Below are 24,368 nucleotides of genomic sequence, written 5' to 3'. Positions count from 1 at the left end.
ACCATCTTGCGCCGCGTGCAGCGTCTCAACAACACAGCGCTTCAATGACCCAGCCCTCAACTACCTCTGCCTTAACTACCAGCGCCTCAACTACTCGATGTGGAGTACACCCATGGAAACCTACGACGCCCTTCTCGCCTCGATCTCCCCGACGTCCGGGGAAACCCGGACCATCGTGGACCCCGCCACCGGCCAGCCGGTCGGACAGGCCCCGGTCCACACCGTTGAGGACCTGGAGCAGGCCATCGCGGCCGCAACGGCTGCCCAGCCGGCCTGGGCCGCCCTGGGCCACGACGCCCGCTCCGCCGCGCTCCTCAGGGCAGCCGACGCCGTCGAACGCTCCGCCGAGGAACTCGCCCGCCTGCTCTCCCGTGAACAGGGCAAGCCCCTTAACGGCCCCAACGCCCGCTTCGAAGTCGGCGCCTGCGCCGCCTGGCTGCGCGTCGCCGCCACCACAGCCTTGGAGCCGGAAACCGTGGTGGACGACGGCGAAACCCGCGCCGAACTCCACTACCGGCCCATCGGCGTCGTCGGCGCGATCGGCCCCTGGAACTGGCCCATGATGATCACCGTCTGGCAGCTCGCCCCCGCCCTGCGGATGGGCAACGCCGTGGTGGTCAAACCCTCCGAATACACCCCGCTCTCCGTCCTGGCCCTCGCCGCCGTTATCAACGAGGAACTCCCCGAGGGCCTGTTGTCCGTGGTCTCCGGCGGCCGGGAGGTCGGCGAGGCCCTGGCCGGGCACCCCGGCATCGGCAAGATCATGTTCACCGGCTCCACCGCCACCGGCAAGGCCATCATCAAGTCCTCCGCGGACACCGTCAAACGCCTCACCCTGGAACTCGGCGGCAACGACGCCGGCATCGTGCTGCCCGACGCGGACCCCAAAGCCATCGCCGAAGGCCTGTTCTGGGGCGCGTTCATCAACACCGGCCAGACCTGCGCGGCCCTCAAACGCCTCTACGTCCACGCTGACATCTACGACGCCGTCTGTACCGAACTCACCAACGTCGCCGCCGCGATGCCCATGGGCATCGGCCTGGACGAGGCCAACGTGCTCGGCCCGCTGCAGAACCGCCAGCAATACGACATCGTCGCCCGGCTCGTGGATGCCGCCAAGGCCTCCGGTGCCCGGGTCCTGCTCGGCGGCAACCCCGACCCGGACCGGACCGGCCACTTCTACCCCACCACCCTGATCGCGGACATCGACAACGACAACCCGCTCGTCGCCGAGGAGCAGTTCGGGCCTGCCCTGCCGATCATCCGCTACAGCACCGTCGACGAAGCCGTCGCCAACGCCAACGCCCTCGACGTCGGACTCGGCGCCTCCGTGTGGTCCGCCGACGCCGCGGCAGCCCGCGCCGTCGCGGCCCGGCTCGAAGCCGGCACGGTCTGGATCAACAAACACGGCGCCGTGGACCCCCGCATACCCTTCGGCGGAGCCAAGCAGTCCGGCTACGGCCTCGAATTCGGCGTCGAAGGCCTCAAAGCCCTCGGCGTGCCCCAGGTCATCAACGGCTGACGCCGCTCTTATTGGGGGCCGGCGCAGCTACCTGCGGCACGGGTTCGTGCCGCAGGTAGCTGCGCCGGAACCGGCCGCTGCCGGCGGTCAAGGCCCGCAGCTCCACCGCGTACTTCAGCAGCTCCTGGTCCGGAACCTCGGCGCTGATCTCGGTGCTGTCGTCCGCGGCGGACGTCGTTCCCGTCAGCCGCGCCCGGCGGGAGGACAAGTCGCTCATCACGGCGCCCACGTGGTCCTCCGAAACGCTGATGGTCACAGCCGAGACCGGTTCCAGGAACTGAATCCGGGTGGCCGCTGCGGCTTCGCGAAGGGCCAGGGCACCGGCCGCCTGGAAGGCCGCGTCGGAGGAGTCCACGCTGTGGGTCTTGCCGCCAACCAGCGTCACCCGGATATCCACCACGGGGAATCCGGCGGAGACGCCTTTCTGCATCTGCGCCCGCACGCCTTTTTCCACCGAGGCGATGAAGGGCCCGGGAATCACCCCGCCCACCGTCTTGTCGACAAATTCGAATCCGGCGCCGCGCTCGAGGGGCTCCACCTCGATGTCGCAGACGGCGTACTGGCCGTGGCCGCCGGATTGTTTGACATACCGCCCGTGGCCGGCCGCCGGCGCGGCGAACGTTTCGCGCAGCGGGGTGACCACCGGTACGGTCTGCAGGTTCACTCCCTGGTCCCGCAGCCTGCCCAGGACGACGTCGGCATGGGCCTCGCCCATGCACCACAGGATCAGCTGGTGGGTTTCAGAGTTCCGTTCCACCCGCAGCGTCGGGTCCCCGGCGATGACCTTGCCCAGGTTCCTGGCCAGGACGTCCTCATCGCCGTGTGTGGCCGCTTCGATGGCCACCGGCATGAGCGGATCCGGCATGTCCCAGGCGGCGACCAGCAAAGGCGACTCCTTGGCCGAAATCGTGTCGCCGGTCTCCGCGGTGCCCAGTTTGGTCAGCGCGCAGATATCCCCGGCCACGCAGAACGCTACCGGCCGCAGACCGGATCCGAGCGGCGAGTACAGGTGCGTGATGCGCTCGTCGCTGTCGTGGTCCTCGTGGCCGCGGTCCGCCATGCCGCGGCCGCCCACGTGGATGGCGGTGTCCTCCCGCACGACGCCGGAGAAGACGCGCACCAAGCAGACCCGGCCGAGGAATGGGTCGATCGTCGTGCGCACCACTTCGCCGAGCAGCGGCCCTTCAGGGTCACAGGCCAGCGGGCCGGCGGCCACGCCGTCGAGGTCCGTGGCTGTCGGGACCCCGCGCTCAGCCGGCGTGGGAAAAGCGCGCACCAGGACGTCCAGCAGTTCCGCCAGGCCAAGTCCTGATTCCGCGGACACCGGCAGCAAGGGGTGAAAGGACCCGCGGGCGACGGCGGTCTCCAGATCGGCGATCAGGGCTTCGGAGGCGATTTCTTCACCCCCGAGGTACCGGTCCATGAGCGTCTCGTCCTCGCTCTCGGCGATGATCCCTTCGATTAGCGCGCCCCGCGCGGGCTCCGACCCGGCGAGCTCGACGTCGGTCGCGGCGCGGGCTGCGGGTGCCGCTTCGTCCGAACCGTACTGGGAAACCGTGCCGGTCAGCAGCCCCAGCAGGCCGGTGACGGCACCGTCGGCGCTGACCGGTAAGTAAAGCGGCACGATGGAGTCGCCAAACGCCAGCCGGCAGCGGGCAAGGGCGGCGTCGAAATCCGCGCGCGGATGGTCCAGACGGCTAATGACCACGGCCCGGGGCATTCCGAGCCGTTGGCACTCGTTCCAGAGCGCGGTGGTCGCGGCGTCGACGTCGTCGGTGGCCGATACGACAAACAGCACCGCGTCCGCCGCCCTCAGCCCGGCGCGCAGTTCTCCGATGAAATCCGTATAACCGGGAGTGTCCAGCAGGTTCACCTTGATGCCGCCGACCGTCACGGGCACCACGGCCAGTGCCACGGAGCGTTGCTGGGCGATGGCGGCGGGATCCGAGTCGCTCACCGTGGTGCCGTCGGCGATCGAGCCCTTGCGCGTGATGGCCCCGGTGGCGGCAAGCAGAGCTTCAGTGAGCATCGTCTTTCCAGCACCTGAATGGCCTACAAGTGCCACATTGCGGATCTTGTCCGGCTGCTCCGGCGGCGCGGAGCCGTTGGCGTCGGCCCGCCGGAGGTCAGACGTGCCCCGTGCCGGACCCCTCGACGGAGTCTTGGCGGCTTTCGATGGCATGAAATCCTCCTGGCGTGGCGTCCACTCGTGCCCCGCAGGGCCTTCCGTTAAGGATTGGACACCCTGGGACGCCCGGACAGCAAGGGCTTTTTCACGCCGCGGCCGGAGCAACCAGGGATCCGGAGGCCGCCCGGTCCTTGAGCCAGCGGCCCAGGGCCTTTCCTTTGCCCTTCCACCAATTGTCTTCGTCGGTGTCGTGGTGCCACCGGAAGATCACGGCGACCAGGATGAAGACGCCTGCGGCGACGTTTGTCCAGGAGCCGGACGCGGCATCGAGGAGCACGCTGAACGCCATGACAAGGATGGACGGCAGGGCCAGGGTGCGGAAGACGGTGTTGGCCACATAGCGGCGGTGGGACCGCGGGACGGAGACTGCGCGGACGAAGTCGAAGCACAGGCATACCACCACGAGCGCCTGCCCCAGGGACATGAGAATGTGCCCTGGCAGCGAGCCGGCAAACAGGACGGCCGCCTGGAGCCCCGGGCTCATCGCGTGCCCGCGAACGTGGACGGTCCAAACTCAGCTGACTCATGCATGCGATGCCCCCCGGCCTCTACGCTGCTGTGCTGGCTCCGCCCGGGCTTCCCGAAGGAGCTGCGAGCGTGTCACACCAGACTTTCTGACACCCCAATTCAACGCGCGGCCCTAGCCTGAAGTCACGCGCTTCAGGTACCCGACTATCGGAAGGCACGTTACCCGTTTCCGCTCCGCAGTACTCAGTTCGTTGCCGCGGCTACTTGCCCGGGCGCCACGGCATGCCGGCACCGCGTCTGCTGAATCCGCCCGGAGCTGCGGATAAAAGCAGACTACTTGCTCCACTAATCCAGGCCGGACACGGCGGCTCGAGGCCGTCCGCACGCGCGTAATGTCGCACCGTTTCGTCCCGCCGCGCACGTAGTTTCCGTGCGGAAACCAGAAGCTCTCCGCGCCGAAACGCGAGTACCTTACTCGGGAGTAGGTAATCCCGGGGCGAAAAGACGAGTACAACTACGCGTTGTCCCGTCCGCTCTTCCCCGCAACGATTGGGCCATCGATTCAGCGCGGCAACCGCAGGATTGGGGGGAATGCGGCTCAGGCCTGTTGACTCCTGTCCGGGTGCCACCCACACAAGGAGTCTCACAAATGCGCAAGCTCACCAAGAAGAGCAAGGTCATCGCCGTTGCAGCCTCAGTCGCCCTCGTGGCCGTCGGCGGCGGCACTGCCTACGCCTACTGGACCACCACCGGCGCCGGCACCGGCACCGCTGCCAACTCCACCGGCGGCGGCACCGTTACCCTGCATGCAAGCTTCGCGGCCGGCCTGGCACCGGGCAACTCGGTGCCCGTGACGTACACGGCCGACAACAGCACCAACACCGGCACCGTCGTCGGCGCCCTCACCGCAAAGGTGACCACGAGCGTGGATACCTGTCTGCCGGCATGGTTCACGGTCAGCGCCGATACGTCGAACTCCCCGGTCGCGGCGAACAGCACAGGCACCCAGGTGGGGACGGGAACACTGGAGTTCCTCAATAGCGCCGCCAACCAGGATGCCTGCAAGTCGGCCATCGTCACGGTCACAGTCGGCAGCGTATAGCTGGCGTCCCCGGCGGGCCGGACACGCGGCCCGCCGGGGCGGCCTTCGGGCCTCCGCACAACAACGCATCAGCCACCGCCGACACCCACGATCCGCGCCATGCCGCCGGGTCGAAGGAGGATAGGGAATGCAGCATCTACTGCGGTTCTTCCGGCTCGCAGGGGATCACGCGGGCCTCGCCGGCCGCGTCCTCATCATTGGCCTGCTGGCCATCTTCCTGCCGGCGGGCACGCTCTACGCGGCCGGGCAGCAGTCGGCCCCGCAAAAGCCCGGGATCCTGGCGCAGGTCACGCCGTCCAGCCGGAACGTGGACCAGGGACAGGCCACAAGCTATTCCGCAACCGTCAGCTCCACGGGCGGGTTTGCGGGCACGGTAGTGCTGGCTGTCGCCGGCCTCCCGGCGGGGGCAGCGGCCAGCTTCTCGCCGTCGTCCGTCAAGCTGACGGCCGGGGGTACGGCCCAGCTCAGCATGAATGTATCCACGGCATCCTCTACTGCCGCCGGAGACTACGCTTTGACCGTGACGGGCCAGAGCGGCGCGATCCAGTCGGCTTCCGTACAAACCCAGTTGCGGGTCAAGGCTCCCCTTCGGGTGTTCGGGCTCTCCGGCGATGTGGCGGGACTGCTCGCCCCCGGCACGAGCCGGCCGCTGGACCTCGGATTCAACAACCCGGATAAGAGCATCGACGTCGGCAACCTGACGGTCTCGATCGCGGGTGTAGTCCGCACCGCGAAGGCGATCGCGGCTAGCCTGCCCTGCACGGCGCAGGACTATGCCGTGGTGCAGTTCAGCGGGCGCTATCCCCTGGCGGTTCCGGCCGGCAGCAGCTCGCTCTCACAACTTGGCGTTCCATCCGCCCAATGGCCGCGGATCGCAATGCTCGACACTCCTCGTCTCCAGGACGGCTGCAAGGGCGCAGTCCTCCAGTTGGCCTACTCGGGATCAGGGCAGGGAAACTGACATGCAATCCAAACGATCCATGCTGCGCGGCACCAGAGTCGCCGGAACTGCCTCCGCCGCCACCGCCGCGCTCTGTCTGCTGGCCGGTGGCGGCACCGCCTACGCCTACTGGGCCACTACCGGCACGGGTTCCGGTGCCGCAGCCGCAGCCCCGATGCAGACCGTCGCCGTCGACGCGTTTGTTGCCGGCGACTCGAACCGGACCAGTCTGGTTCCGGGCGGCAGCGCTGACGTCATCCTCCGCGCCAGCAACCCCAACGCGTTCGCGGTTCAGTTGTACTCGGTGGCCTCCAGCGGGGCAATCACGGCCGATGCCGCCCATTCCGGATGCACCACCACCGGGGTGTCCTTCACGGCCCCGGCCGCACCGCTCGCACCTGCCGTGACCATCCCGGCTAACTCATCCCTGCTGGTCACCCTGCCGGGCGCGGCCGGCATGTCCGCCCAGTCACAGTCCGCCTGCCAGGGCGCGACCTTCAAAATTCCCGTCACCGTGGAGGCCCGACGATGAGCCGTCGCAACACCCGCCAGGCACACCCGAGCATCCGGAGCCGCGTTGCCGTCATCGTTGCCGGCGTTGCCCTGCTCTCGTGGGCCGGTCCGGGGGCCAACGCCTTCTGGGCGTCGGTCGCGAACGGGGGGTCCGCGGCGGCCGCCGCTGATGCCGTGGCCGCCGGCGCCACGCCTTCGGCCAGCGTGTCTGCGGGAAATGTCACGCTGGCATGGAAGGCCGCCGCCACCCTTGCCGGCCGCCCTGTCAGCGGCTACACGCTGGCCCGCTATGCTTCGGCATCCGGCGGCACCAGAATCGCCGCGGGGGGAACCTGCACGGGCACGGTTACCGCGGGGCTGGGCTGCACCGACCAAGGCGTCCCGACCGGCACTTGGTACTACACGGTCACCCCCGTACTCGGGCAGTGGCAAGGACCCGAGAGCGTCCGGAGCGCAGGCGCCGCCGTTGACACCACCCCGCCAGCCGCCCCTACCGTCTCGGCCCCGGCCTATGTCAACTCCGCCACCGTCGCCACCGTACCCGTCAGCGGCACCACCGAACCCGGGGCATCCATTGCCCTGACGGTCAAGGACGCCGGCACCCCCGTGCATACCGTCACCGCTGCTGTGACCGCGGACGCGTCCGGAGCCTGGAACACCGCTGTGAACCTCTCGTCTCTGGCTGACGGGACGCTCACGTACAGCGCCGTCGCGACCGACACCGCGGGCAACCAGGGCAATCCCACACCGCCGGGCACAGTAACCTCCGTCAAGGACGTCACTGCCCCGACGGTGTCCGGGGTGGTGCTGGCCGACGGCGGCGGCAAGGGCGGCAAGATCGAACCCGGCGACAAGGCCACCATCACCTTCTTCGAAGCCCTGGACTCCTCGACAATCTGCAGCAGCTGGGCCCCCGGTGCCGCAGGGACCCTCAGCGGGGACAACCAGGTCACTGTCACCATCAGCGCGGGCAACGTCCTCAGCGTCAGCGTGGACAGCTCGGCCTGCCCGACGTCGAGAATTGGCAGCGTCGCCCTCGCTGGAAACTACTCCCCGTCGGGAACACTCACTTACAAGGGAGCCGGAGGGTCCGCCTCGACGGTCAGCTGGAGCCCCGCCGCCCGGATGCTCACCATCACACTGGGGGCCTTGGCCACGGGAAGCGCGAACAATGGAACGGTTAAGGCCGCTGTGCCGACGTACACGCCCACAGGTGGCATGCGGGACGTAGCAGGCAACGCCCTTGCCGTCACCCCGGTGGCAGGCTCGAGTTCGTCCTTCTGACACATCGCAGGAGTGCCCGGGACCCTCAGGGTCCCGGGCACTCCTGCGTTAAGCCAGGATTCAGTCTTCGATCCCCCGCGGCCGCCACACCACCAACGCCTGCGACCTCGCTTGGGGGCGCTTGCCGCGGGCCAGGCTGACGACGTCGCCCGCGGCTCCCGCGGCGAAGATGCGGGAGTCCAGGGCACGGGGGCGGCGTTCAAGTTCTTCGCTCAGCTCGGCAACACGCCGTTGCAGGGCTGCCACCTGGTTCTCCAGCTGCAGGATCCGTTTGATGCCTTCGAGCGAGACGCCCTCCTGGGAAAGCCGCTGGACCTCGCGGAGCATGTTCACATCGCGCTGCGAATAGCGCCTCGATTTGCCCGGGGCGCGGCTGGGCGAGACGATCCCCAACCGGTCGTACTGGCGCAGCGTCTGCGGGTGCATGTCCGCCAGCTCGGCGGCAACGGAGATGACGAAGATCGGCTGATCGAAGTCGATGGCCATGGCTGGACTCCGTTCCTAGAGCCGGGCCTTGGCTGCCAGGCCCGCGCGGACGTCCTCGTCGGCAGTGGCCGCGGCGAAGGCCTTCACGGCTTCCTCCGCTTCCTTGCTCAGCCGCCGCGGGACAGCGACGTCGATTGTCACCAGCAGATCGCCGGTGCCGCTGGCGTGCTTGACGCCGCGGCCTTTGACGCGCAGCGTGCGGCCGGACGGCGTCCCTGCGGGGACCCTGACTTTGACCTTGTCGCCGTCGATCGTCGGAACCTCGACATCGGCGCCCAGGGCCGCCTCCGGGAAGGAGACGGGGACGTGGATGCGGAGGTTTTCGCCGTCGCGGACGTAGAAATCATGGGGCTTCACGGAGACGGTGACCATGAGGTCGCCGTAGCCGGCGGGACCGTGCTGGCCTTTGCCGCGAACGCGGACCTTCTGCCCGTCTTTGATGCCGGCCGGAATGCGGACGTCGATGACCTCGCCGTCGGGTTCACGCAAGCCGATCGTGGTACCGCGGATGGACCCGGCAAATGAGATCGAAGTGGACGCGGTGCGGTCCGCGCCCTTCTGCGGAGCGCGCTGGAACGACTGGCCGCCGCCACCGAACCCACCGCCGCCAAAGAGATCGGCGAACTCGGGCGGAATGCCGCCGGCGGTGCTGTAGCTGCCGGAATGGCGTCCCCCGCCGCCGGTGAAGAGTCCGCCGAAGAGGTCTTCGAAGCCTGCGCCGCCGGCAGCCCCGCCGCCTCCGCCGGGGGCAAAGCGCGCGCCGCCGCCCATCGCCCGGATGGCGTCATACTGCTGGCGCTCATCGGCGTCGGACAACACGGAATAGGCCTCGGAGATGTCCTTGAACTTCTTCTCCGACGCCGCATTGCCCGCGTTGGTATCCGGGTGGTGCTGCCGGGCAAGCTTCCGGTAAGCCTTCTTGATATCGGCGTCGGAAGCGTCCTTGGCGACACCAAGGATCTTGTAAAAGTCCTTGTCCACCCAATCCTGGCTAGCCAATGGCGTTTCCTTTCAAAAGTCATGCAGAGTGCGCTTCGCAGATGATGGGCCCCCGCCCCTTCGCGTGGTGGCTTGGTCCTGACGAACCCAGCCACCACGCTCCGGCAGGCCCGATGCCACTCCCGGGGCCCATCATCTGCTTCGCGCTGTTTGTCCACTCACTTTAGGCGAGCAACACGCTGGCGCGGAGGCCGGATAGGGGGCGGCGGTGTGGAGGGCACCGCCCCCTATCCGGCGTAGCGCCGAACGCAACCTAGGCAGGTACCGCGACGATGACCTGTGCCGCGCGGAGGACGCGGTCGCCGGACTTGTAGCCCGAGCGCAGGACCTGGCTGACGGTATCGAAGTCGATATCCGTGCCGGGCTGCTGGATGAGGGCCTCGTGGATCGTGGGGTCGAACTCCACGCCGGTCTCATCGATGCGGACCAGTCCGTACGTCTTCAGCGCAGTCTCCAGCTTGGTGGCAATCGCGGCGAAAGGTCCGTCCGCGAGGTCACCGTGCTGGCGGGCGGCATCGACGTCGTCCAGTACCGGCAGCAGGGCGTTCAGGACGCCGATGACGGCCATCTCGCCCGCGACGGCACGGTCGCGTTCGACCCGCTTGCGGTAGTTGACGTACTCGGCCTGCAGGCGGCGAAGGTCATCCCTGAGCTCCTCCGCCTCGGCGGCGCCGGCTGCACCCTGGGCCACCGAGTCGGCGGCGGGCACCTCAACGCTGTTGAGGATGTCCTCCGCCTGGGACAGTGCGTCCCCGGAGTCCGCATGGTGTTCCTGGTCAGGGTGGCGGGCCTGGCCGGTCTTCGGATCAACCTTGCGGTTGTCGTGGATCACCGGCTTCTGCGGCTCGTTCTCCCGCTGTTCAGCGTCACGCCGGTTCTCGGAAGAACCGTGCTCTTCTTCGTTACCGTGGTGCGGCATGATTACTTCTTCTCGTCTTCGTCAACGATTTCGGCGTCGACGATGTCCTCGTCGGAGCCCGCAGCCTGCTCGCCTGCGGGGGCACCGTGGGCGCCGGCGGCGCCGTCAGGGGATCCTGCGTGGGCGTAGATGGCCTCGCCGAGCTTGCTCTGGGAAGCCTGCAGCTTCTCAAACGCGGTCTTCACGGCGGCGTCGTCGGTGCCTTCGAGGGCTGCCTTGAGGGCGTCGACGTCGGCCTTGACCTCGGTCTTGACCTCTTCCGGCAGCTTGTCGGCGTTGTCCGCGATCAGCTTGTCTACGGAGTAGGCGAGCTGTTCGGCCGTGTTGCGCGTGTCAGTTGCCTCGCGGCGAGCCTTGTCCTCGGCTGCGTGCTCCTCGGCGTCACGGACCATGCGGTCGATGTCTTCCTTGGACAGCGCGGTGCCGCCGGTGATGGTCATGGACTGTTCCTTGCCGGTGCCCTTGTCCTTCGCCGAGACGTGCACGATGCCGTTGGCGTCGATGTCGAAGGTGACCTCGACCTGCGGGACGCCGCGGGGGGCCGGAGCGATGCCGGTCAGTTCGAACGTGCCCAGCGGCTTGTTGTCGCGGGTGAACTCACGCTCGCCCTGGAAGACCTGGATGGCCACGGACGGCTGGTTGTCATCCGCGGTGGTGAAGGTTTCGCTCCGCTTGGTGGGGATGGCCGTGTTGCGCTCGATCAGGTGCGTCATGATGCCGCCCTTGGTTTCGATGCCCAGGGACAACGGGGTGACGTCGATCAGGAGCACGTCCTTGCGCTCACCCTTGAGGACACCGGCCTGCAGGGCGGCGCCGACGGCGACAACCTCATCCGGGTTGACGCCCTTGTTGGGTTCCTTGCCGCCGGCCAGTTCCTTGACGAGGTCGTACACGGCCGGCATGCGGGTGGAACCGCCGACGAGCACGATGTGGTCGATCTCGGAAAGCTTGATACCGGCTTCCTTGATGACATCCTGGAACGGCTTCTTGGTGCGGTCCAGCAGATCCTTGGTGAGGTCCTGGAACTTGGCGCGGGTCAGCTGCTCGTCCAGGTGGACCGGGCCGTCGGGGGTGACGGACAGGTACTGGAGGGAGACGTTGGTGCTGGAGGACGAGGAGAGTTCCTTCTTGGCCTGCTCGGCTGCCTCACGGAGGCGCTGCAGGGCAATCTTGTCCTTGGTGAGGTCGATGCCCTTGACCTTGAGCTGGTTCAGCAGGTAGTCCACGACGCGCTGGTCCCAGTCGTCGCCGCCGAGGTGGTTGTCACCGGCGGTGGCGCGGACCTGGATGGTGGAGAAGTTGTCTTCGTCCTTGCCGACCTCCAGGAGGGAGACGTCGAAGGTTCCGCCGCCGAGGTCGAAGACCAGGATGAGTTCGTCTTCCTTGCCCTTGTCCAGGCCGTAGGCCAAGGCGGCCGCGGTGGGCTCGTTGACGATGCGCAGGACGTTGAGGCCGGCGATTTCACCGGCTTCCTTGGTGGCCTGGCGCTGGGCGTCGTTGAAGTAGGCCGGGACGGTGACGACAGCGTCGGTGACCTTTTCCCCGAGGTAGGACTCGGCGTCGTTCTTCAGCTTCATGAGGATACGGGCGGAGATTTCCTGCGCCGTGTACTTCTTGTCATCAATGGCGACGGTCCAGTCGGTGCCCATGTGGCGCTTGACGGACGCGATGGTGCGGTCAATGTTGTTGACGGCCTGGCGCTTCGCGATCTCGCCGACAAGGACCTCGCCGGACTTGGAGAACGCAACGACCGACGGCGTGGTGCGGCCACCCTCGGCGTTGGCAATGACGGTGGGCTCGCCACCTTCGAGAACGGAGACGACGGAGTTAGTGGTTCCGAGGTCAATACCTACTGCACGTGACATGGGTTGCTTCCTTACTTTCCTTGGAATCTTTGAGGAATCCGCGGACCACAGTGCTTCTAACCGCAAAGGGTTCTAACAACAAAGGGCCCGACCGTTATTGAGCGATCTACACTCAACTTTACCCAGACCCGGATTTAAGTCAATCCAAAGTTGAGCGCAATCGACTCAACTTTGCTCCAGTCACGGTCGGCGGCCTCTCTTTGCCGCCTGAATTCCCCGGATTTCAGGCCTTCCGGCGCGCTCCGGGGCCGTGTTTCGCCCTGCGCGAACCTTCAGCGCGCGGACCCCCGCGGCGGACGACCCCGCGGGGGCGGACCACTGCCTGCACTACTTATCGGTCGACGTCCTCGGGCGATTCGCCCGCTGCCTGCCGGCCTGCACGCTCGGCGCCGGCCGTTCCGGCGGTTCCGTAGTCGCCCTCCGGGTACTCAGCTTCCTCGGCGACCGACTCCTCACCGGAGGCCTCGGGCGCCGAGACTCCGGCGTCGCCGTAGTCCCCCGCGGCGTAGTCGCCTTCCACCTGGCCGACAGCGGCCGCACCGGCCACGCCGGCGTCGCCGTAGTCCCCCGCCGAATACTCCCCCTCGACGGCCGTGGGCGGGACTTCGCCGGCCGTGCCCGCGGCGCCGTAGTCGCCCTCGACATACCGCCCCTCGGCCTCTGCTTCGCCGGACATGGTCTCGCCCGACACGTTCTTTTCCGGCATATCCTCTTCAGGCGTGTTCTTTTCAGAAATGTTCTCTTCGGACATGTTCTCTTCAGACATGGATGGATCCTTCCTGAAAGCATCGGGTGCGCCCGTGCGGGCGCAGGGGCAGTCTACCGAGCGTCACCGCGGGGCAACAGGGGAATCCGCTTCACCGGGCGGTGGCCGCCGGCAACCCGGCGACGCCGGCGAGCACCGCGAGGTGATGGTCGAACAGCTCCTCCCGGGCGGTGAACGTTTCCTCGCCGTACTGGCCGAAGGCTTCGAAGCTGACGGCGCCGAAGAGCGAGGTCCAGGCGAGGGCACCGCGGGCCAAGAGGTCATCCGGGACGGTCAGGCCGAACTCGGCGCGGATTTTCGCCAGATCACCGCCAAGTCCGGCGGCGATGGCAGGGCTCCGCCGGCCCTCAACCGAGAGCTGACCGGCCCGGAAGGCGCCGTCGAGAATTGCCATGAGGGCGAAAATCACCCGCGTCCCGGGGCCGGTGGTCCGCTCGGCGGGCGCGCGGTACCCGGGCACCGGGCTGCCGAAGAGAAGGGCGTAGCGGGACGGTTCGCGCAGTGCCCAGCCCCGGACCGCGCGGCCCAGCGCCGCAAAGCGGCCGCCGAAGTCACCTTCCAGCACGGCCCCGACGGCGGCATCCACTTCATCGCCGAGTTCGTTGTAGGCGTCAATCAGCAGGAGGGTCAGCAGCTCTTCCCGGTTCTCCACGTAGCGGTAGACCGCCGAGGAGACGACGCCCAGATCCCGGGCGACGGCGCGGAGGGACAGGGCCGCGGCCCCATGCAGCGCCAGGTGCTCCCGGCCCAGGCGGAGGATGTCGGCCACAGTCCGGGCGCGGGCCCGTTCCCGCGGGGTCCGGGGCCTGGAAGCCGCGGCGGCGGCCCCGGCGTTCTCCTTGGCGGCTTTAACGGCGGCATAGGCACTGTCCTCGGGCATGCATCCAGCATGTCACGGACAAGAGCACTGTCAACAAATGTGAGCACTGCTCTTGACTTACGTTCGCCTGGCGGCGCATTCTGAACTTAGAGAGCACTGCTCTCATAATTCTAAGGAGATCAGAATGACCCAATCCGGCGCCTCGGGGCGTACCCCATCCCGTCTCTTCGTCGTCACCGGCGCCGGCCCCGTGGGCTGGACGGTGACGGAACAACTGGCAGCCGCGGGTCACCGCGTGCGCGTCCTGACGAGGTCCGGAAGCGGGCCCGCCCACCCGCTGGTCGAGAGAATGTCCATTGATGTTTCGGACCCGGCCCGGCTCGGCGAGGCCTTCCGTGGCGCCGCGGCCGTCTTCCATTGCATCCACGGCTCGCGGTATAGCGCCGAAGCCTGGGCCCGGGAACTGCCGCAGGCAGAGCAAAGCGTGCTCACCGCGGCAGCCGAGGCGGGCGCCGTCGTCGTCTTCCCGGAAAGCCTGTACTCCTACAGCGCGCCGGAACGGCCCATGACGGAGGAGGGCCCCCGCGAGGCCCAGGGCGGCAAACGGGGTGTCCGGACGGCGCTCCTGAAGGCTCGGGCCGAGTCCGCAACGGACACCGTGAGCGTGGTGGCAGGCGATTTCTTCGGGCCTCGGGTCCGCACCGCGCACTCCGGCGAGCGCATGGTGAAGCCCGTACTGGCAGGCAAATCCCTGATGGTGATCGGACGGACGGATCAGCCGCATTCCTTTACCTACGTTCCTGACCTCGCGGCCGCCATGATTGCGGCGGCCGACAAGCCGCAGGTGTGGAACCGGGTGTGGCATGCGCCCACCGGACCGGCGCTGACCCAGCGCGAGATCGCCGGGGCATTCGCCAACGCGGCCGGCGCCCGGTCCCCGCGCGTCACGGCGTTGCCCGGCTGGGCGCTAAAGGCGATGGGAGTGTTTTCGCCCGATATGCGGGAACTGGTGGAGACGCTGTACCAGTTCGAGCGCCCGTTCGTGATGGATTCCGCCGCGAGCCAGGCCGCTCTGGGGCTGGCGCCCACGCCGCTGCACGAAGCAGCCGCCGCCACCGTCGCCTGGTGGGGGGACCAGGGACAGTGACGGCGGCTGCGGTTTTTGGGGCTAGCGGACTCCGGCTTCTTCGTTATCCGCAGTCCGGGGGAACGGGACGTCGGCTCGGGCCGCGGCGTCGTTCTCCGGCCGGCCGAGCTTGCCCGGCCACCAGATCCGCGGGCCGATGTCGTAGGCCAGCGCGGGCACCAGCAGCGAGCGGACCAGCACCGTGTCCAGCAAGACGCCGAACGCGACGATGAAGGCCAGCTGCACCAGGAACATGATCGGGATGACCCCCAGAGCCGCGAAGGTGGCCGCGAGGATCACGCCCGCCGAGGTGATGACCCCGCCCGTCACGGCGAGGCCGCGCAGGATACCGGCCCGGGTGCCGTGCTTGATCGACTCCTCCCGGACCCGGCTCATGAGGAAGATGTTGTAGTCGACGCCCAGCGCCACGAGGAAGACGAAGCCGAAGAGGGGCACTGTTGCGTCCGCTCCCGGGAATCCGAAGATGTTGTTGAAGACGAAGGCCGAAACGCCCATCGCCGCGCCGTAGGACAGGACCACGGAGGCGACCAGCAGGACCGGCGCCAGCACCGAACGCAGCAGCAGCATGAGGATGACCAGGATGACGCCCAGGACCACCGGGATGATGGTGACGAGGTCGCGCTGTGCGGTGGTATTGGTATCCAGTGCGGTGGCCGTCACGCCGCCGACCAGCACGCCGCTGTCAATCGTCTTCAGTTCCTGGCGGAGCGACACCACGACGTTTTCGGCGTTATTTGAGTCCGCAGCGTAGTTCAGCGTCGCGTTGATCAGAACCCTGCCATCCCTGACTGCCGGGGCGGCCGGTGCGCCCGGGGCTCCGGTGATGACCGGGGCGCCGGTGATGACCGGGGCGCCGCCCTCGGCCAGCAGGTAGGCGTCGCCGACGCCGTCGCTGGCTTTGGCCTTCGCCAGAACTTCCTGCGCCTTTGCCTCGTCGGCCACGATTACCGCCGGGCTGCCGGATCCGGCGTCGAAGTGCCGGCCCAGGGCTTCCTGCCCGTCGACGGCGTTGGAGGCGGTGAGGATGACATCGGTCTGGGCGACGCCGTTGGCTTTGAGCTGCAGAAGGCCGGTCCCCGCCACGAGAAGCAGAAGGACCGAGGCCACCCAGACCGTGCGCGGCCGACGCGAAACGAGCGAACCTGTGGCCCGCCAGAGTCCCTTCTGGCCCTCCAGTCCCGTGACCAGTTCCGGCTCCCGTTCGGTTTCCGGAAGCAGCTTCGGCCGGAACGGCCAGAACGCGGCGCGGCCAAAAAGCGCCATCAGGGCGGGCAGCAGGGTCAAGGCCGCGAAGAGCGCGCAGAGGATGCCCGCGGCGGCTACCGGCCCGAGCGCCTTGTTGGAGTTGAGGTCGGAGAACAGCAGGCAAAGCAGCGCAATGATCACCGTGGCGCCGGAGGCCAGGATCGGCTCCCAGGCTGCCTTCCACGCCGTGATTGCGGCAGCCGTGCGGTTGGTGGTGTGCGTCAGGGCTTCGCGGAACCGTGCCACGTACAGCAAGGCGTAATCAGTGGCCGCACCGATCACCAGGATGGACAGGATGCCCTGGCTTTGGCCGTTCAGCTGGATCCAGCCAGCTTTCGCCATGCTGAACACGAGCAGGATCGCGGCGCACAACGCGAAGACCGAGGTGAGCAGCACCATGATCGGCAGCAGCAGGGAGCGGTAGACGATCAGCAGGATCAGGAACACGGCGCCGAGGGCCACGAGGAGCAAGATGCCGTCAATTCCGGCAAAGGCACTCGCCAGGTCCGCCGCAAGGCCAGCCGGCCCGGTGACGAACGTCTGCATTCCCGCCGGCGCGGATGCTTGAACCTCATTGCGCAGTTCCTTGACCACCGCCTTCACTTCTGCCGAGGAAGCGATGGGCACCACGAACTGAACCGCCTTCGCATCCGCGGAGGGGATAGGGCCGATCACCGTGCTGCCGACCTGCATCGCCTCCAGCCTGCCCTTGAGTGCGGCGGCTTCGCCGAGCTCGGCCGGGGTGAAGGCGGTATCGCTCTCGACCACGATCACGGCGGGGATTTCCTTGGAGTCCCGGAACTTGGCCTGCCAGTCCTGGGCCTCGGTGGCCTCGGCCCCGGCGGGCAGGAAGGAAGCCTGGTCGTTGGATGAAACCTCACTCAGACGGCCAAACGTCGGGCCGCCTATGCCGGCGATCGCCAGCCAGGCCACTACCAGCACTGCGGGAATCAGCCAACGCAGCCAGAACGGTACGCGCGTCGTCGGGGGCGAAGTCGTTTTCATGTGTCCTTCTAGGGTGCGATTCGGAGCGGACGAGGAATCAACTCCATAGTAGACTATCTCTATCATGGAGATAACCCCGAAGCGCGTGTGCCGGAGGAGAATGGAAGCACAGCCGGCGCCGGCCCGCTCGCGGTAGATACTGCGGTAAACGCTGCAGCAAACACTGCAGTAAACTCCCGAGGGCGCCGTCGACGACGCCGACCGGCCGCGGTCAGACCGCCGCGGCCGCATTCAGGGACGCCACATCTAAGGACAAAGGAGGTCCGCAGTGTCAGCCGAATCCCGGGGCCCATCCGAAGACACAGCGCCCCCCGACGCGGCCGGCCCGCCTCCGCTCGTCCGGCTCCTGCAGGAATTCAACCTCGAAGCCAACCGCTACGTGGACTCCGCCGGCGGCCGCAACGACATGCACCGCACGGACCTGAACGCCCTGGCCGTCATCATGCAGCACACGGCACGGGACCAGATCGTTACCCCGGGCGTGCTCCGGAAAGAGCTGAACCTCAGCTCTCCCGCCACCACCGCGCTGATCGACCGGCTCCACAGTTCCGGCCATGTGGTCCGCGAACGCGAGGGCGCGGACCGCCGGCAGGTGCAGCTGCGCATGACGCCCAAGGCCTACCGGGACGGCGGCGCCATGTTCCTTCCGCTGGCCCGCCACATGGGCGCGGCGATCGAAAACTTCACGCCGGAGGAACTGGAGATTGTCACCCGGTTCATGAACTCCATGATCGAGGCCACCGTCCGGGCCGGCGAAGAAGCGGCGCGTGGCCCCGCGCCGGACAGCAGCCCGGGCTGACTTACAGCCGCTGCTGATCCGCAGCCTGCGCCGTCTGACACTCCAGTGCCAGAAGCTCATCCGACGCGAGAGCGATTTCGAGTGAGCAGAGCCTTCTTGAAGTGGGCTTCGGCAGCATCCACCTGAGCTGCGGTCGCCCTGGGCGGGAAGACTGGGAGGATGCTGAATTGGAAGTGATGTCGATGAATGAAGTCGATGCGATCCAATTCGCGGAGGGCGGAATTACCACCCTCCCGTTCATTGCTTAGGCCCTCCATCGTGCGAGAAAGCACTCGGGACTCGACGGAAATCCAAGAAAAGGTACAGGTTAAAAACCTACCGTTGCGTCGTGGCACAGCAACGCAGCCAACGGCATGCCACGACGTCTTTTCTCCCCAAAAATAGCGATGCCCGCCCCCAGCGAAGCGAGGTCCCCGCACACACCTGGCCAACAAGCCGCGCCTCAAGGGCTTTGAGAAATTCCGTTTCGACTCGACGAAGCCGGTCAGCTAGCACAATTCTGAATGACACTTCGGGGGCATTCATTATCTTGAGCAAACACTCTTCACGTACTTTGTCGACTTCACTAGAGCAAACACACAATTCAGGGGGATAAATTGATATCAAATAGGGGCGGCGCCGTACGTCGCATTTTCAGTCCGGCGCGCACAGTACTCACAGCACTATTTGCGGTGCTCCTTTCACTTATCACGGCTGCGCCCTCCCTAGCTGCAACGGCAGAGGCTGAGCCCAACGGCACCATGGCGACGGCCACGGTCGTGCCCCTGGGAACCACCATTTCCGGTTCAACACTCAGCGCCGACTTCTCCGACACCGATTACTACGCCGTCGACCTGCCCAAGGCAGGCCGGGTCGGCCTAAACTTCAAGTTCCCCGCCGGGCTCGGAACCGGATCCACCTACACCGTCAGCATCTACAACGCCAACGGCACCAACCTCTACAGCTTCGACCTCGACGGCTCCGCCGCTGACGGCAGCTGGCTCGCCAGCCAGGGAACGTTCCTACCCGCAGGCCGCGCCTACATCAAAATCTACGGCTACAGCGGCGATGCAAGCTGGGGCAAGACCTACACCCTCAACACCACGCTGACCGCGGGGACCATCGAACTCGAACCCAACAACAGCACCGCCGCCGCAACAGTGGTGCCCCTGGGAACCACCATTTCCGGTTCAACACTCAGCGCCGACTTCTCCGACACCGATTACTACGCCGTCGACCTGCCCAAGGCAGGCCGGGTCGGCCTAAACTTCAAGTTCCCCGCCGGGCTCGGAACCGGATCCACCTACACCGTCAGCATCTACAACGCCAACGGCACCAACCTCTACAGCTTCGACCTCGACGGCTCCGCCGCTGACGGCAGCTGGCTCGCCAGCCAGGGAACGTTCCTACCCGCAGGCCGCGCCTACATCAAAATCTACGGCTACAGCGGCGATGCAAGCTGGGGCAAGACCTACACCCTCAACACCACGCTGACCGCGGGGACCGTCGAACTCGAACCCAACAACAGCACCGCCGCCGCAACAGTGGTGCCCCTGGGAACCACCATTTCCGGTTCAACACTCAGCGCCGACTTCTCCGACACCGATTACTACGCCGTCGACCTGCCCAAGGCAGGCCGGGTCGGCCTAAACTTCAAGTTCCCCGCCGGGCTCGGAACCGGATCCACCTACACCGTCAGCATCTACAACGCCAACGGCACCAACCTCTACAGCTTCGACCTCGACGGCTCCGCCGCTGACGGCAGCTGGCTCGCCAGCCAGGGAACGTTCCTACCCGCAGGCCGCGCCTACATCAAAATCTACGGCTACAGCGGCGATGCAAGCTGGGGCAAGACCTACACCCTCAACACCACGCTGACCGCGGGGACCATCGAACTCGAACCCAACAACAGCACCGCCGCCGCAACAGTGGTGCCCCTGGGAACCACCATTTCCGGTTCAACACTCAGCGCCGACTTCTCCGACACCGATTACTACGCCGTCGACCTGCCCAAGGCAGGCCGGGTCGGCCTAAACTTCAAGTTCCCCGCCGGGCTCGGAACCGGATCCACCTACACCGTCAGCATCTACAACGCCAACGGCACCAACCTCTACAGCTTCGACCTCGACGGCTCCGCCGCTGACGGCAGCTGGCTCGCCAGCCAACAAATCAACCTCCCTCTTGGCCGCGCCTACATCAAAATCTACGGCTACAGCGGCGATGCAAGCTGGGGCAAGACCTACACCCTCAACATGGGCTGGATTTGGTCCGCAACTCCTGTGCCAGGCATCTCCGGGACCCCCCAGGTGGGCCGGACCCTGACAGCTGTGACGGGAACCTGGTCGCCCACGCCGGACGTTCTCGGATACCAGTGGTTCCGCTCCGGAACCGCCATTACCGGGGCAACGGGCAAAACCTACACGCTGGTTGCCGCCGACCTTGGCAAGACCATCACCCTGAAAGTAACCGGCAGCAAGGCGGGGTACCCCAGCACGACAAGGACCTCCGCCGCCACGACAGCGGTCACCCCAGGTACCCTGACCGCTCCGGTACCGACCATCTCAGGCACCGCGAAAGTTGGATCGACCCTGACCGCGGTCACGGGAACCTGGGGACCGTCACCGGTGACCCTGTCGTATCAGTGGAAAGCCAACGGCGTCGCCATCGTCGGCGCGACCGCCGCGACCTACAAGCCCGCCGCGGCCGACGCCGGCAAGACCCTCACCGTCACCGTCACCGGAACCAAGACCGGCTACACCACCGCCGCGAAAACCTCCACCGCCACAGCAATAGTCGCGAAAGGCTCCCTGACGGCGCCGGTGCCGACCATCACGGGCACCGCCAAGGTCGGCTCCACCCTGACCGCAGTCCCCGGAACCTGGGGACCGGCACCGGTGACCCTGACGTACCAGTGGAAAGCCAACGGCGTCGCCATCCTCGGCGCGACCGCCGCGACCTACAAGGTCGCCGCGGCCGATACCGGCAAGACCCTCACCATCACCGTCACCGGAACCAAGACCGGCTACACCACCACCGCGAAGACCTCCGCCGCCACAGCAGCAGTCGTTTGACGGTCCAAGATCGATCCGGCCGGCCTATATGAAGGTCAGTTCTCCCGCCGGTAGGTGCGATTTAGGGCGTAGGAGCCGGCACGATTTGCGGCTCCTACGCCTCGCCTCGGTTAGACATCTCACCGTGTCAAGGGCTACCAAGGCCTACGGGGACCCGTGATGCCGGGCCGGCCACGTCGGCCGCCATGGCCGGGAGCACCAGGGCACCCGAACCGAGGATCGCCCCGACGTAGATCCCAGTGGCCCGGAACAGGCCCAGTCCCTTATTGCTGTTGCTGATTTCCACTCCTCCCCCAACTAGCTCGCAGTAGGGGCCGTTTTGAGGGCTCATAACGGCCCCTGCTGCGAGCTAGTTGGGTGGGTCCACCCATTTCCGATCCCGGGAGGGTAGCGTTCCATTATGAGTGCGCAGCAGCCTGACGATGTGTACACGCACGGCCACCACGAGTCGGTGGTCCGCGCCCACGCCTCCCGCACGGCGGAGAACTCGGCCGCGTTCGTGATCCCGCATCTCACACCCGGGGTCTCCGTCCTGGACGTCGGCTGCGGGCCGGGCAGCATCACCTGCGACTTCGCGGAGATGGTGGCACCGGGCAGGGTCGCGGGCCTGGACCGTTCCCCCGACATCATCGCCCAGGCAGCGGCCCTCGCCGCCGAGCGCGGCGTGGACAACGTCGACTTCGCCACCGGCAACGTCTACGACCTCGATTTCCCGGACGAGTCGTTCGACGTCGTCCACGCCCATCAGGTCCTGCAGCACCTCACGGACCCCGTCGCGGCCCTCCGCGAGATGCGCCGGGTGGCCAAAGCCGGCGGCATTGTGGCGGTGCGCGACGCCGATTTCCACGGCATGAGCTGGTACCCGGCCATCCCCGAACTCGACGACTGGATGGACTTGTATCAGCGGATCGCGCGCCGTAACGGCGCCGAACCCGATGCCGGCCGCCGGCTCGTGTCCTGGGCGCAGGCCGCCGGGTTCACCGACGTGGCGCCGTCGAGCAGCAACTGGCTCTACGCCACCGGGCAGCAGCGGCGGTGGCAGGCACGGGTGTGGGGTGAACGGGTGCTGCATTCGTCCTTTGCCGACCAGGCGCTCGAGTACGGCTTTGCCAGCGAGGCTGACCTGGCCCGGATTTCCGCCGGGTGGCACCGGTGGGGCTCCACTGAGGACGGCTGGTTCCTGATTCCCAACGGCGAGGTCATCGCCCGGGCCTGAGTCGCGGGTCCCTTGGTCCGGACTCCCGGCTAGTGGTGGAAGGCCTGGGTTTTCCCGTCCGGGGTGGCCGCCGCGCCCGAGCCGCTCCCACTCCGAATCTGACGCGGCAGCAGTTTGGGGGTGTCTGATAGACACTGCCACCGGCCGCCCGGGCTGCGTAGCGTGTTGGGTGTGGACAGAGACGAAATCCGTGAGTTCCTGATTTCGCGCCGCGCGAAGATAAGCCCGGAGCAGGCCGCGATCCCCAGCTACGGGGAGCTGCGCCGGGTGCCGGGTCTGCGGCGTGAGGAAGTGGCGCAGCTGGCCGGGGTGAGCACGGACTACTACACGCGGCTGGAGCGCGGCAGCCTGCGCGGCGTCTCCAGCGCGGTGCTCGAGGCCGTGGCCGCTGCCCTTCAGCTGGACGAGGCCGAGCGGACGCACCTGATGGACCTGGCTCGGACGGCCAACACCCCGGCTCGTCGGGCGCCACGCCGGCCACCGCAACAACGGGTCCGTCCCGGGGTGGTGCGTCTCCTGGATGCCATGACCGGCGTAGTTGCGCTCGTGCAGAACGGCCGTTCGGACGTGCTGGCCGCCAACGTGCTGGGCCGTGCGTTGTATGCGGAGGTGTTCAACTCCGCCGCGCGGTCGGGGCCGGGCACTCCGGGCCCGCTGCCGAACCAGGCGCGGTACCTTTTCCTCGATCCGAACGCAGGTGATTTCTACCCCGATTGGCGAGCGATCGCGGCCGCTACGGTCGCGATGCTCCGCCTGGAAACAGGGCGGAACCCGCACGACCGGGCTCTGAACGAGCTGGTGGGGGAACTAACCACACGCAGTAATCTGTTCGCCGCGCTCTGGGCCGGACACGACGTGCGAATCCACACCACAGGGACCAAACGCTTCCATCACCCGGTCGCCGGAGATTTGTCCCTGCAGTACGAGACTTTGCACCTACCCGGCGATGAAGGACAGACCCTCTTCACCTTTACGGCGGAGCCAGGCTCCGCGTCCGAACACGCGCTGGCGTTCCTCGCCAGCTGGGCGGCAACGCCTCCCGATACAGCTGCTGCCGGCGATCCTGCCGGCGGATCCACCGTCCCTGGGATGCGATCCCACGCGCAGCCAGAAACAGCCAACCCAAGAAAGACAGAACCATCACATGACTGAACAGGACTACATGACCGGAGAGAAGGAAAACGTGCCCGCCAAGAAAGTCTGGTTCGTCACCGGCGCCGGCCGCGGCATGGGAACCGACATCGCCAAGGCGGCCCTGGCCGCCGGCCACGCGGTGGTCGCGACCGGCCGCAACCCAGAAAAGGTCACGCACGCCGTCGGCGAGAACCAGGACCTGCTGACGGTAAAGCTCGATGTCACCGACCCTGCAGCTGCCGAAGCGGCCGTGCAGGCTGCCGTGGACCGGTTTGGCCAGATCGACGTTTTGGTCAACAACGCCGGCAATTTCTACGCCGGGTTCTTCGAGGAAATCACCCCGGAGGACTTCCGGGCACAGGTCGAAACCACCATGTTCGGGCCTATGAACGTCACCCGCGCTGTCCTGCCCGTCATGCGGGCCCGGCATTCGGGGCTGCTCATCACCATTTCCTCGACCGCCGGAATCACAGGCGGAGAGTTCCTGACTGCCTACGCGGCGGCGAAGTTCGGTCTCGAGGGCTGGGCGGAGTCGCTGGCTCCCGAAGTCGCCCCGTTCGGCATCCGCACCATGCTCGTGGAGCCGGGGTTCTTCCGCACGGAGCTGCTCAGTCCGGAATCCACCAGCTATGCCGTATCTGCCATCGAGGACTACGCCGAAAGGACCGAGCAGACGGTCACCGCGTGGAAGGGCATGGACGGACAGCAGGGCGGCGACCCGGCCAAGCTCGCCGACGCCCTGACCCATCTCGCCGAACTGGACGAGCCGCCGCTCCGGTTTGCCGCCGGTGCCGACGCCGTCGGGGTCTTCGAGGCCCGGGCCAAGGAGCTGCTCGCCCAGGCCGATGCCCACCGTGAGCTCTCCAAGAACCTTGCCCGCGACGACGCCTAACCCCCGTC

At 67.1% G+C, this 24,368-nt stretch carries 21 protein-coding genes; 11 read left to right on the top strand and 10 right to left on the bottom strand.

Translation table 11 applies throughout. The annotated features are described in order from the left end of the window. Nucleotides 1–112 precede the first annotated feature (112 nt). Nucleotides 113–1,522, top strand: a complete 1,410-nt coding sequence (locus tag ACVWYS_RS00535; protein WP_456509196.1) for an aldehyde dehydrogenase family protein — start codon at nucleotides 113–115, stop codon at nucleotides 1,520–1,522. Here ACVWYS_RS00535 and ACVWYS_RS00530 read toward each other — a convergent pair. Both ACVWYS_RS00530 and ACVWYS_RS00525 read right to left on the bottom strand, forming a co-directional pair. Beyond that, nucleotides 1,512–3,704 carry an elongation factor G-like protein EF-G2 gene (locus tag ACVWYS_RS00530; RefSeq protein ID WP_456508066.1) on the bottom strand — a complete coding sequence of 731 codons (2,193 nt, stop codon included), beginning with the start codon at nucleotides 3,702–3,704 and terminating at the stop codon, nucleotides 1,512–1,514. The two genes, ACVWYS_RS00535 and ACVWYS_RS00530, sit on opposite strands and share 11 nt — an antisense overlap. A 91-nt stretch (nucleotides 3,705–3,795) precedes the next feature. Beyond that, a complete protein-coding gene (locus ACVWYS_RS00525; RefSeq protein ID WP_116767261.1) occupies nucleotides 3,796–4,194 on the bottom strand; it encodes a hypothetical protein in 399 nt (132 codons plus the stop codon). A gap of 633 nt (nucleotides 4,195–4,827) precedes the next feature. Here ACVWYS_RS00525 and ACVWYS_RS00520 point away from each other — a divergent pair. From ACVWYS_RS00520 to ACVWYS_RS00505, 4 genes are all read left to right on the top strand, one after another. Next, on the top strand, nucleotides 4,828–5,280 hold the full coding sequence (locus ACVWYS_RS00520) for a hypothetical protein (RefSeq protein ID WP_456508065.1): 453 nt from the start codon (nucleotides 4,828–4,830) through the stop codon (nucleotides 5,278–5,280). Nucleotides 5,281–5,407: 127 nt separating this feature from the next. Next, the gene (locus ACVWYS_RS00515) at nucleotides 5,408–6,241 is read left to right on the top strand and encodes a COG1470 family protein (RefSeq protein WP_456509195.1); all 834 of its coding nucleotides are present in this window, start codon (nucleotides 5,408–5,410) and stop codon (nucleotides 6,239–6,241) included. A 1-nt stretch (nucleotide 6,242) separates the two neighbouring features. Then, the gene (locus ACVWYS_RS00510; RefSeq protein WP_456509194.1) at nucleotides 6,243–6,752 is read left to right on the top strand and encodes a hypothetical protein; all 510 of its coding nucleotides are present in this window, start codon (nucleotides 6,243–6,245) and stop codon (nucleotides 6,750–6,752) included. Next, nucleotides 6,749–8,017, top strand: coding sequence for an Ig-like domain-containing protein (locus tag ACVWYS_RS00505; RefSeq protein ID WP_456509193.1), 1,269 nt, complete (start codon nucleotides 6,749–6,751; stop codon nucleotides 8,015–8,017). Before ACVWYS_RS00510 ends, ACVWYS_RS00505 begins: the two co-directional genes overlap by 4 nt. 60 nt (nucleotides 8,018–8,077) lie before the next feature. On the opposite strand, the gene ACVWYS_RS00500 is transcribed toward ACVWYS_RS00505, so the two are convergent. The 6 genes from ACVWYS_RS00500 to ACVWYS_RS00475 form a co-directional block, all read right to left on the bottom strand. Next, entirely contained in the window at nucleotides 8,078–8,503 is a 426-nt protein-coding gene (locus ACVWYS_RS00500) for a heat shock protein transcriptional repressor HspR (RefSeq protein ID WP_456508063.1), read from the bottom strand. A gap of 15 nt (nucleotides 8,504–8,518) precedes the next feature. Next, the gene (locus tag ACVWYS_RS00495) at nucleotides 8,519–9,502 is read right to left on the bottom strand and encodes a DnaJ C-terminal domain-containing protein (protein ID WP_202615863.1); all 984 of its coding nucleotides are present in this window, start codon (nucleotides 9,500–9,502) and stop codon (nucleotides 8,519–8,521) included. A gap of 253 nt (nucleotides 9,503–9,755) precedes the next feature. Further along, nucleotides 9,756–10,421 carry a nucleotide exchange factor GrpE gene (locus ACVWYS_RS00490; RefSeq protein WP_202615864.1) on the bottom strand — a complete coding sequence of 222 codons (666 nt, stop codon included), beginning with the start codon at nucleotides 10,419–10,421 and terminating at the stop codon, nucleotides 9,756–9,758. A 2-nt stretch (nucleotides 10,422–10,423) separates the two neighbouring features. Further along, a complete protein-coding gene (dnaK, locus tag ACVWYS_RS00485; protein ID WP_091252708.1) occupies nucleotides 10,424–12,286 on the bottom strand; it encodes a molecular chaperone DnaK in 1,863 nt (620 codons plus the stop codon). A 331-nt stretch (nucleotides 12,287–12,617) separates the two neighbouring features. Further along, entirely contained in the window at nucleotides 12,618–13,052 is a 435-nt protein-coding gene (locus ACVWYS_RS00480; RefSeq protein WP_456509192.1) for a hypothetical protein, read from the bottom strand. A gap of 91 nt (nucleotides 13,053–13,143) precedes the next feature. Continuing rightward, nucleotides 13,144–13,932, bottom strand: a complete 789-nt coding sequence (locus ACVWYS_RS00475) for a TetR/AcrR family transcriptional regulator (protein WP_456509191.1) — start codon at nucleotides 13,930–13,932, stop codon at nucleotides 13,144–13,146. A 124-nt stretch (nucleotides 13,933–14,056) separates the two neighbouring features. Here ACVWYS_RS00475 and ACVWYS_RS00470 point away from each other — a divergent pair, with 124 nt between their 5' ends. Continuing rightward, nucleotides 14,057–15,019, top strand: a complete 963-nt coding sequence (locus ACVWYS_RS00470; protein WP_344366069.1) for an NAD-dependent epimerase/dehydratase family protein — start codon at nucleotides 14,057–14,059, stop codon at nucleotides 15,017–15,019. A 21-nt stretch (nucleotides 15,020–15,040) separates the two neighbouring features. On the opposite strand, the gene ACVWYS_RS00465 is transcribed toward ACVWYS_RS00470, so the two are convergent. Next, complete coding sequence (locus tag ACVWYS_RS00465; protein WP_456509190.1) at nucleotides 15,041–17,269, bottom strand: MMPL family transporter; 2,229 nt, start codon at nucleotides 17,267–17,269, stop codon at nucleotides 15,041–15,043. A gap of 268 nt (nucleotides 17,270–17,537) precedes the next feature. On the opposite strand from ACVWYS_RS00465, the gene ACVWYS_RS00460 reads away from it, so the two are divergent. Both ACVWYS_RS00460 and ACVWYS_RS00455 read left to right on the top strand, forming a co-directional pair. Next, complete coding sequence (locus tag ACVWYS_RS00460) at nucleotides 17,538–18,068, top strand: MarR family winged helix-turn-helix transcriptional regulator (RefSeq protein ID WP_344366076.1); 531 nt, start codon at nucleotides 17,538–17,540, stop codon at nucleotides 18,066–18,068. Nucleotides 18,069–18,739: 671 nt separating this feature from the next. Further along, a complete protein-coding gene (locus ACVWYS_RS00455) occupies nucleotides 18,740–21,118 on the top strand; it encodes a hypothetical protein (RefSeq protein WP_456509189.1) in 2,379 nt (792 codons plus the stop codon). A 127-nt stretch (nucleotides 21,119–21,245) separates the two neighbouring features. Here the strand turns inward: ACVWYS_RS00455 and ACVWYS_RS00450 are convergent, their stop codons facing one another. Next, the gene (locus ACVWYS_RS00450) at nucleotides 21,246–21,449 is read right to left on the bottom strand and encodes a hypothetical protein (protein WP_456509188.1); all 204 of its coding nucleotides are present in this window, start codon (nucleotides 21,447–21,449) and stop codon (nucleotides 21,246–21,248) included. A 69-nt stretch (nucleotides 21,450–21,518) separates the two neighbouring features. Between ACVWYS_RS00450 and ACVWYS_RS00445 the strand changes: the two genes are divergently transcribed. The 3 genes from ACVWYS_RS00445 to ACVWYS_RS00435 all read left to right on the top strand — a co-directional run bounded on the left by ACVWYS_RS00445 (nucleotide 21,519) and on the right by ACVWYS_RS00435 (nucleotide 24,360). Further along, the gene (locus ACVWYS_RS00445) at nucleotides 21,519–22,334 is read left to right on the top strand and encodes a methyltransferase domain-containing protein (protein ID WP_116767854.1); all 816 of its coding nucleotides are present in this window, start codon (nucleotides 21,519–21,521) and stop codon (nucleotides 22,332–22,334) included. Between the two features lie 165 nt (nucleotides 22,335–22,499). After that, a complete protein-coding gene (locus tag ACVWYS_RS00440) occupies nucleotides 22,500–23,486 on the top strand; it encodes a helix-turn-helix domain-containing protein (RefSeq protein ID WP_456509187.1) in 987 nt (328 codons plus the stop codon). Beyond that, nucleotides 23,479–24,360: an SDR family oxidoreductase gene (locus ACVWYS_RS00435; RefSeq protein WP_456509186.1), complete on the top strand. Its 882-nt coding sequence runs from the start codon at nucleotides 23,479–23,481 to the stop codon at nucleotides 24,358–24,360. The genes ACVWYS_RS00440 and ACVWYS_RS00435 overlap by 8 nt, the downstream gene beginning before the upstream one ends. The last annotated feature ends 8 nt before the right edge of the window (nucleotides 24,361–24,368 follow it).

This window comes from Arthrobacter sp. TE12231, from assembly GCF_054062895.1.
The sequence above is the reverse complement of the archived record's forward strand: the minus strand, read 5'-3'. Positions and strand labels throughout refer to the sequence as shown.

What these genes read in the sequence shown, in the direction of transcription:
- ACVWYS_RS00535 (WP_456509196.1), top strand. Translation starts at nt 113, where the DNA reads ATGGAAACCTACGACGCCCTTCTCGCCTCGATCTCCCCGACGTCCGGG.
- ACVWYS_RS00530 (WP_456508066.1), bottom strand. Translation starts at nt 3,704, where the DNA reads ATGCCATCGAAAGCCGCCAAGACTCCGTCGAGGGGTCCGGCACGGGGC.
- ACVWYS_RS00525 (WP_116767261.1), bottom strand. Translation starts at nt 4,194, where the DNA reads ATGAGCCCGGGGCTCCAGGCGGCCGTCCTGTTTGCCGGCTCGCTGCCA.
- ACVWYS_RS00520 (WP_456508065.1), top strand. Translation starts at nt 4,828, where the DNA reads ATGCGCAAGCTCACCAAGAAGAGCAAGGTCATCGCCGTTGCAGCCTCA.
- ACVWYS_RS00515 (WP_456509195.1), top strand. Translation starts at nt 5,408, where the DNA reads ATGCAGCATCTACTGCGGTTCTTCCGGCTCGCAGGGGATCACGCGGGC.
- ACVWYS_RS00510 (WP_456509194.1), top strand. Translation starts at nt 6,243, where the DNA reads ATGCAATCCAAACGATCCATGCTGCGCGGCACCAGAGTCGCCGGAACT.
- ACVWYS_RS00505 (WP_456509193.1), top strand. Translation starts at nt 6,749, where the DNA reads ATGAGCCGTCGCAACACCCGCCAGGCACACCCGAGCATCCGGAGCCGC.
- ACVWYS_RS00500 (WP_456508063.1), bottom strand. Translation starts at nt 8,503, where the DNA reads ATGGCCATCGACTTCGATCAGCCGATCTTCGTCATCTCCGTTGCCGCC.
- ACVWYS_RS00490 (WP_202615864.1), bottom strand. Translation starts at nt 10,421, where the DNA reads ATGCCGCACCACGGTAACGAAGAAGAGCACGGTTCTTCCGAGAACCGG.
- dnaK (WP_091252708.1), bottom strand. Translation starts at nt 12,286, where the DNA reads ATGTCACGTGCAGTAGGTATTGACCTCGGAACCACTAACTCCGTCGTC.
- ACVWYS_RS00480 (WP_456509192.1), bottom strand. Translation starts at nt 13,052, where the DNA reads ATGTCTGAAGAGAACATGTCCGAAGAGAACATTTCTGAAAAGAACACG.
- ACVWYS_RS00475 (WP_456509191.1), bottom strand. Translation starts at nt 13,932, where the DNA reads ATGCCCGAGGACAGTGCCTATGCCGCCGTTAAAGCCGCCAAGGAGAAC.
- ACVWYS_RS00470 (WP_344366069.1), top strand. Translation starts at nt 14,057, where the DNA reads ATGACCCAATCCGGCGCCTCGGGGCGTACCCCATCCCGTCTCTTCGTC.
- ACVWYS_RS00465 (WP_456509190.1), bottom strand. Translation starts at nt 17,269, where the DNA reads ATGAAAACGACTTCGCCCCCGACGACGCGCGTACCGTTCTGGCTGCGT.
- ACVWYS_RS00450 (WP_456509188.1), bottom strand. Translation starts at nt 21,449, where the DNA reads ATGAGCCCTCAAAACGGCCCCTACTGCGAGCTAGTTGGGGGAGGAGTG.
- ACVWYS_RS00445 (WP_116767854.1), top strand. Translation starts at nt 21,519, where the DNA reads ATGAGTGCGCAGCAGCCTGACGATGTGTACACGCACGGCCACCACGAG.
- ACVWYS_RS00435 (WP_456509186.1), top strand. Translation starts at nt 23,479, where the DNA reads ATGACTGAACAGGACTACATGACCGGAGAGAAGGAAAACGTGCCCGCC.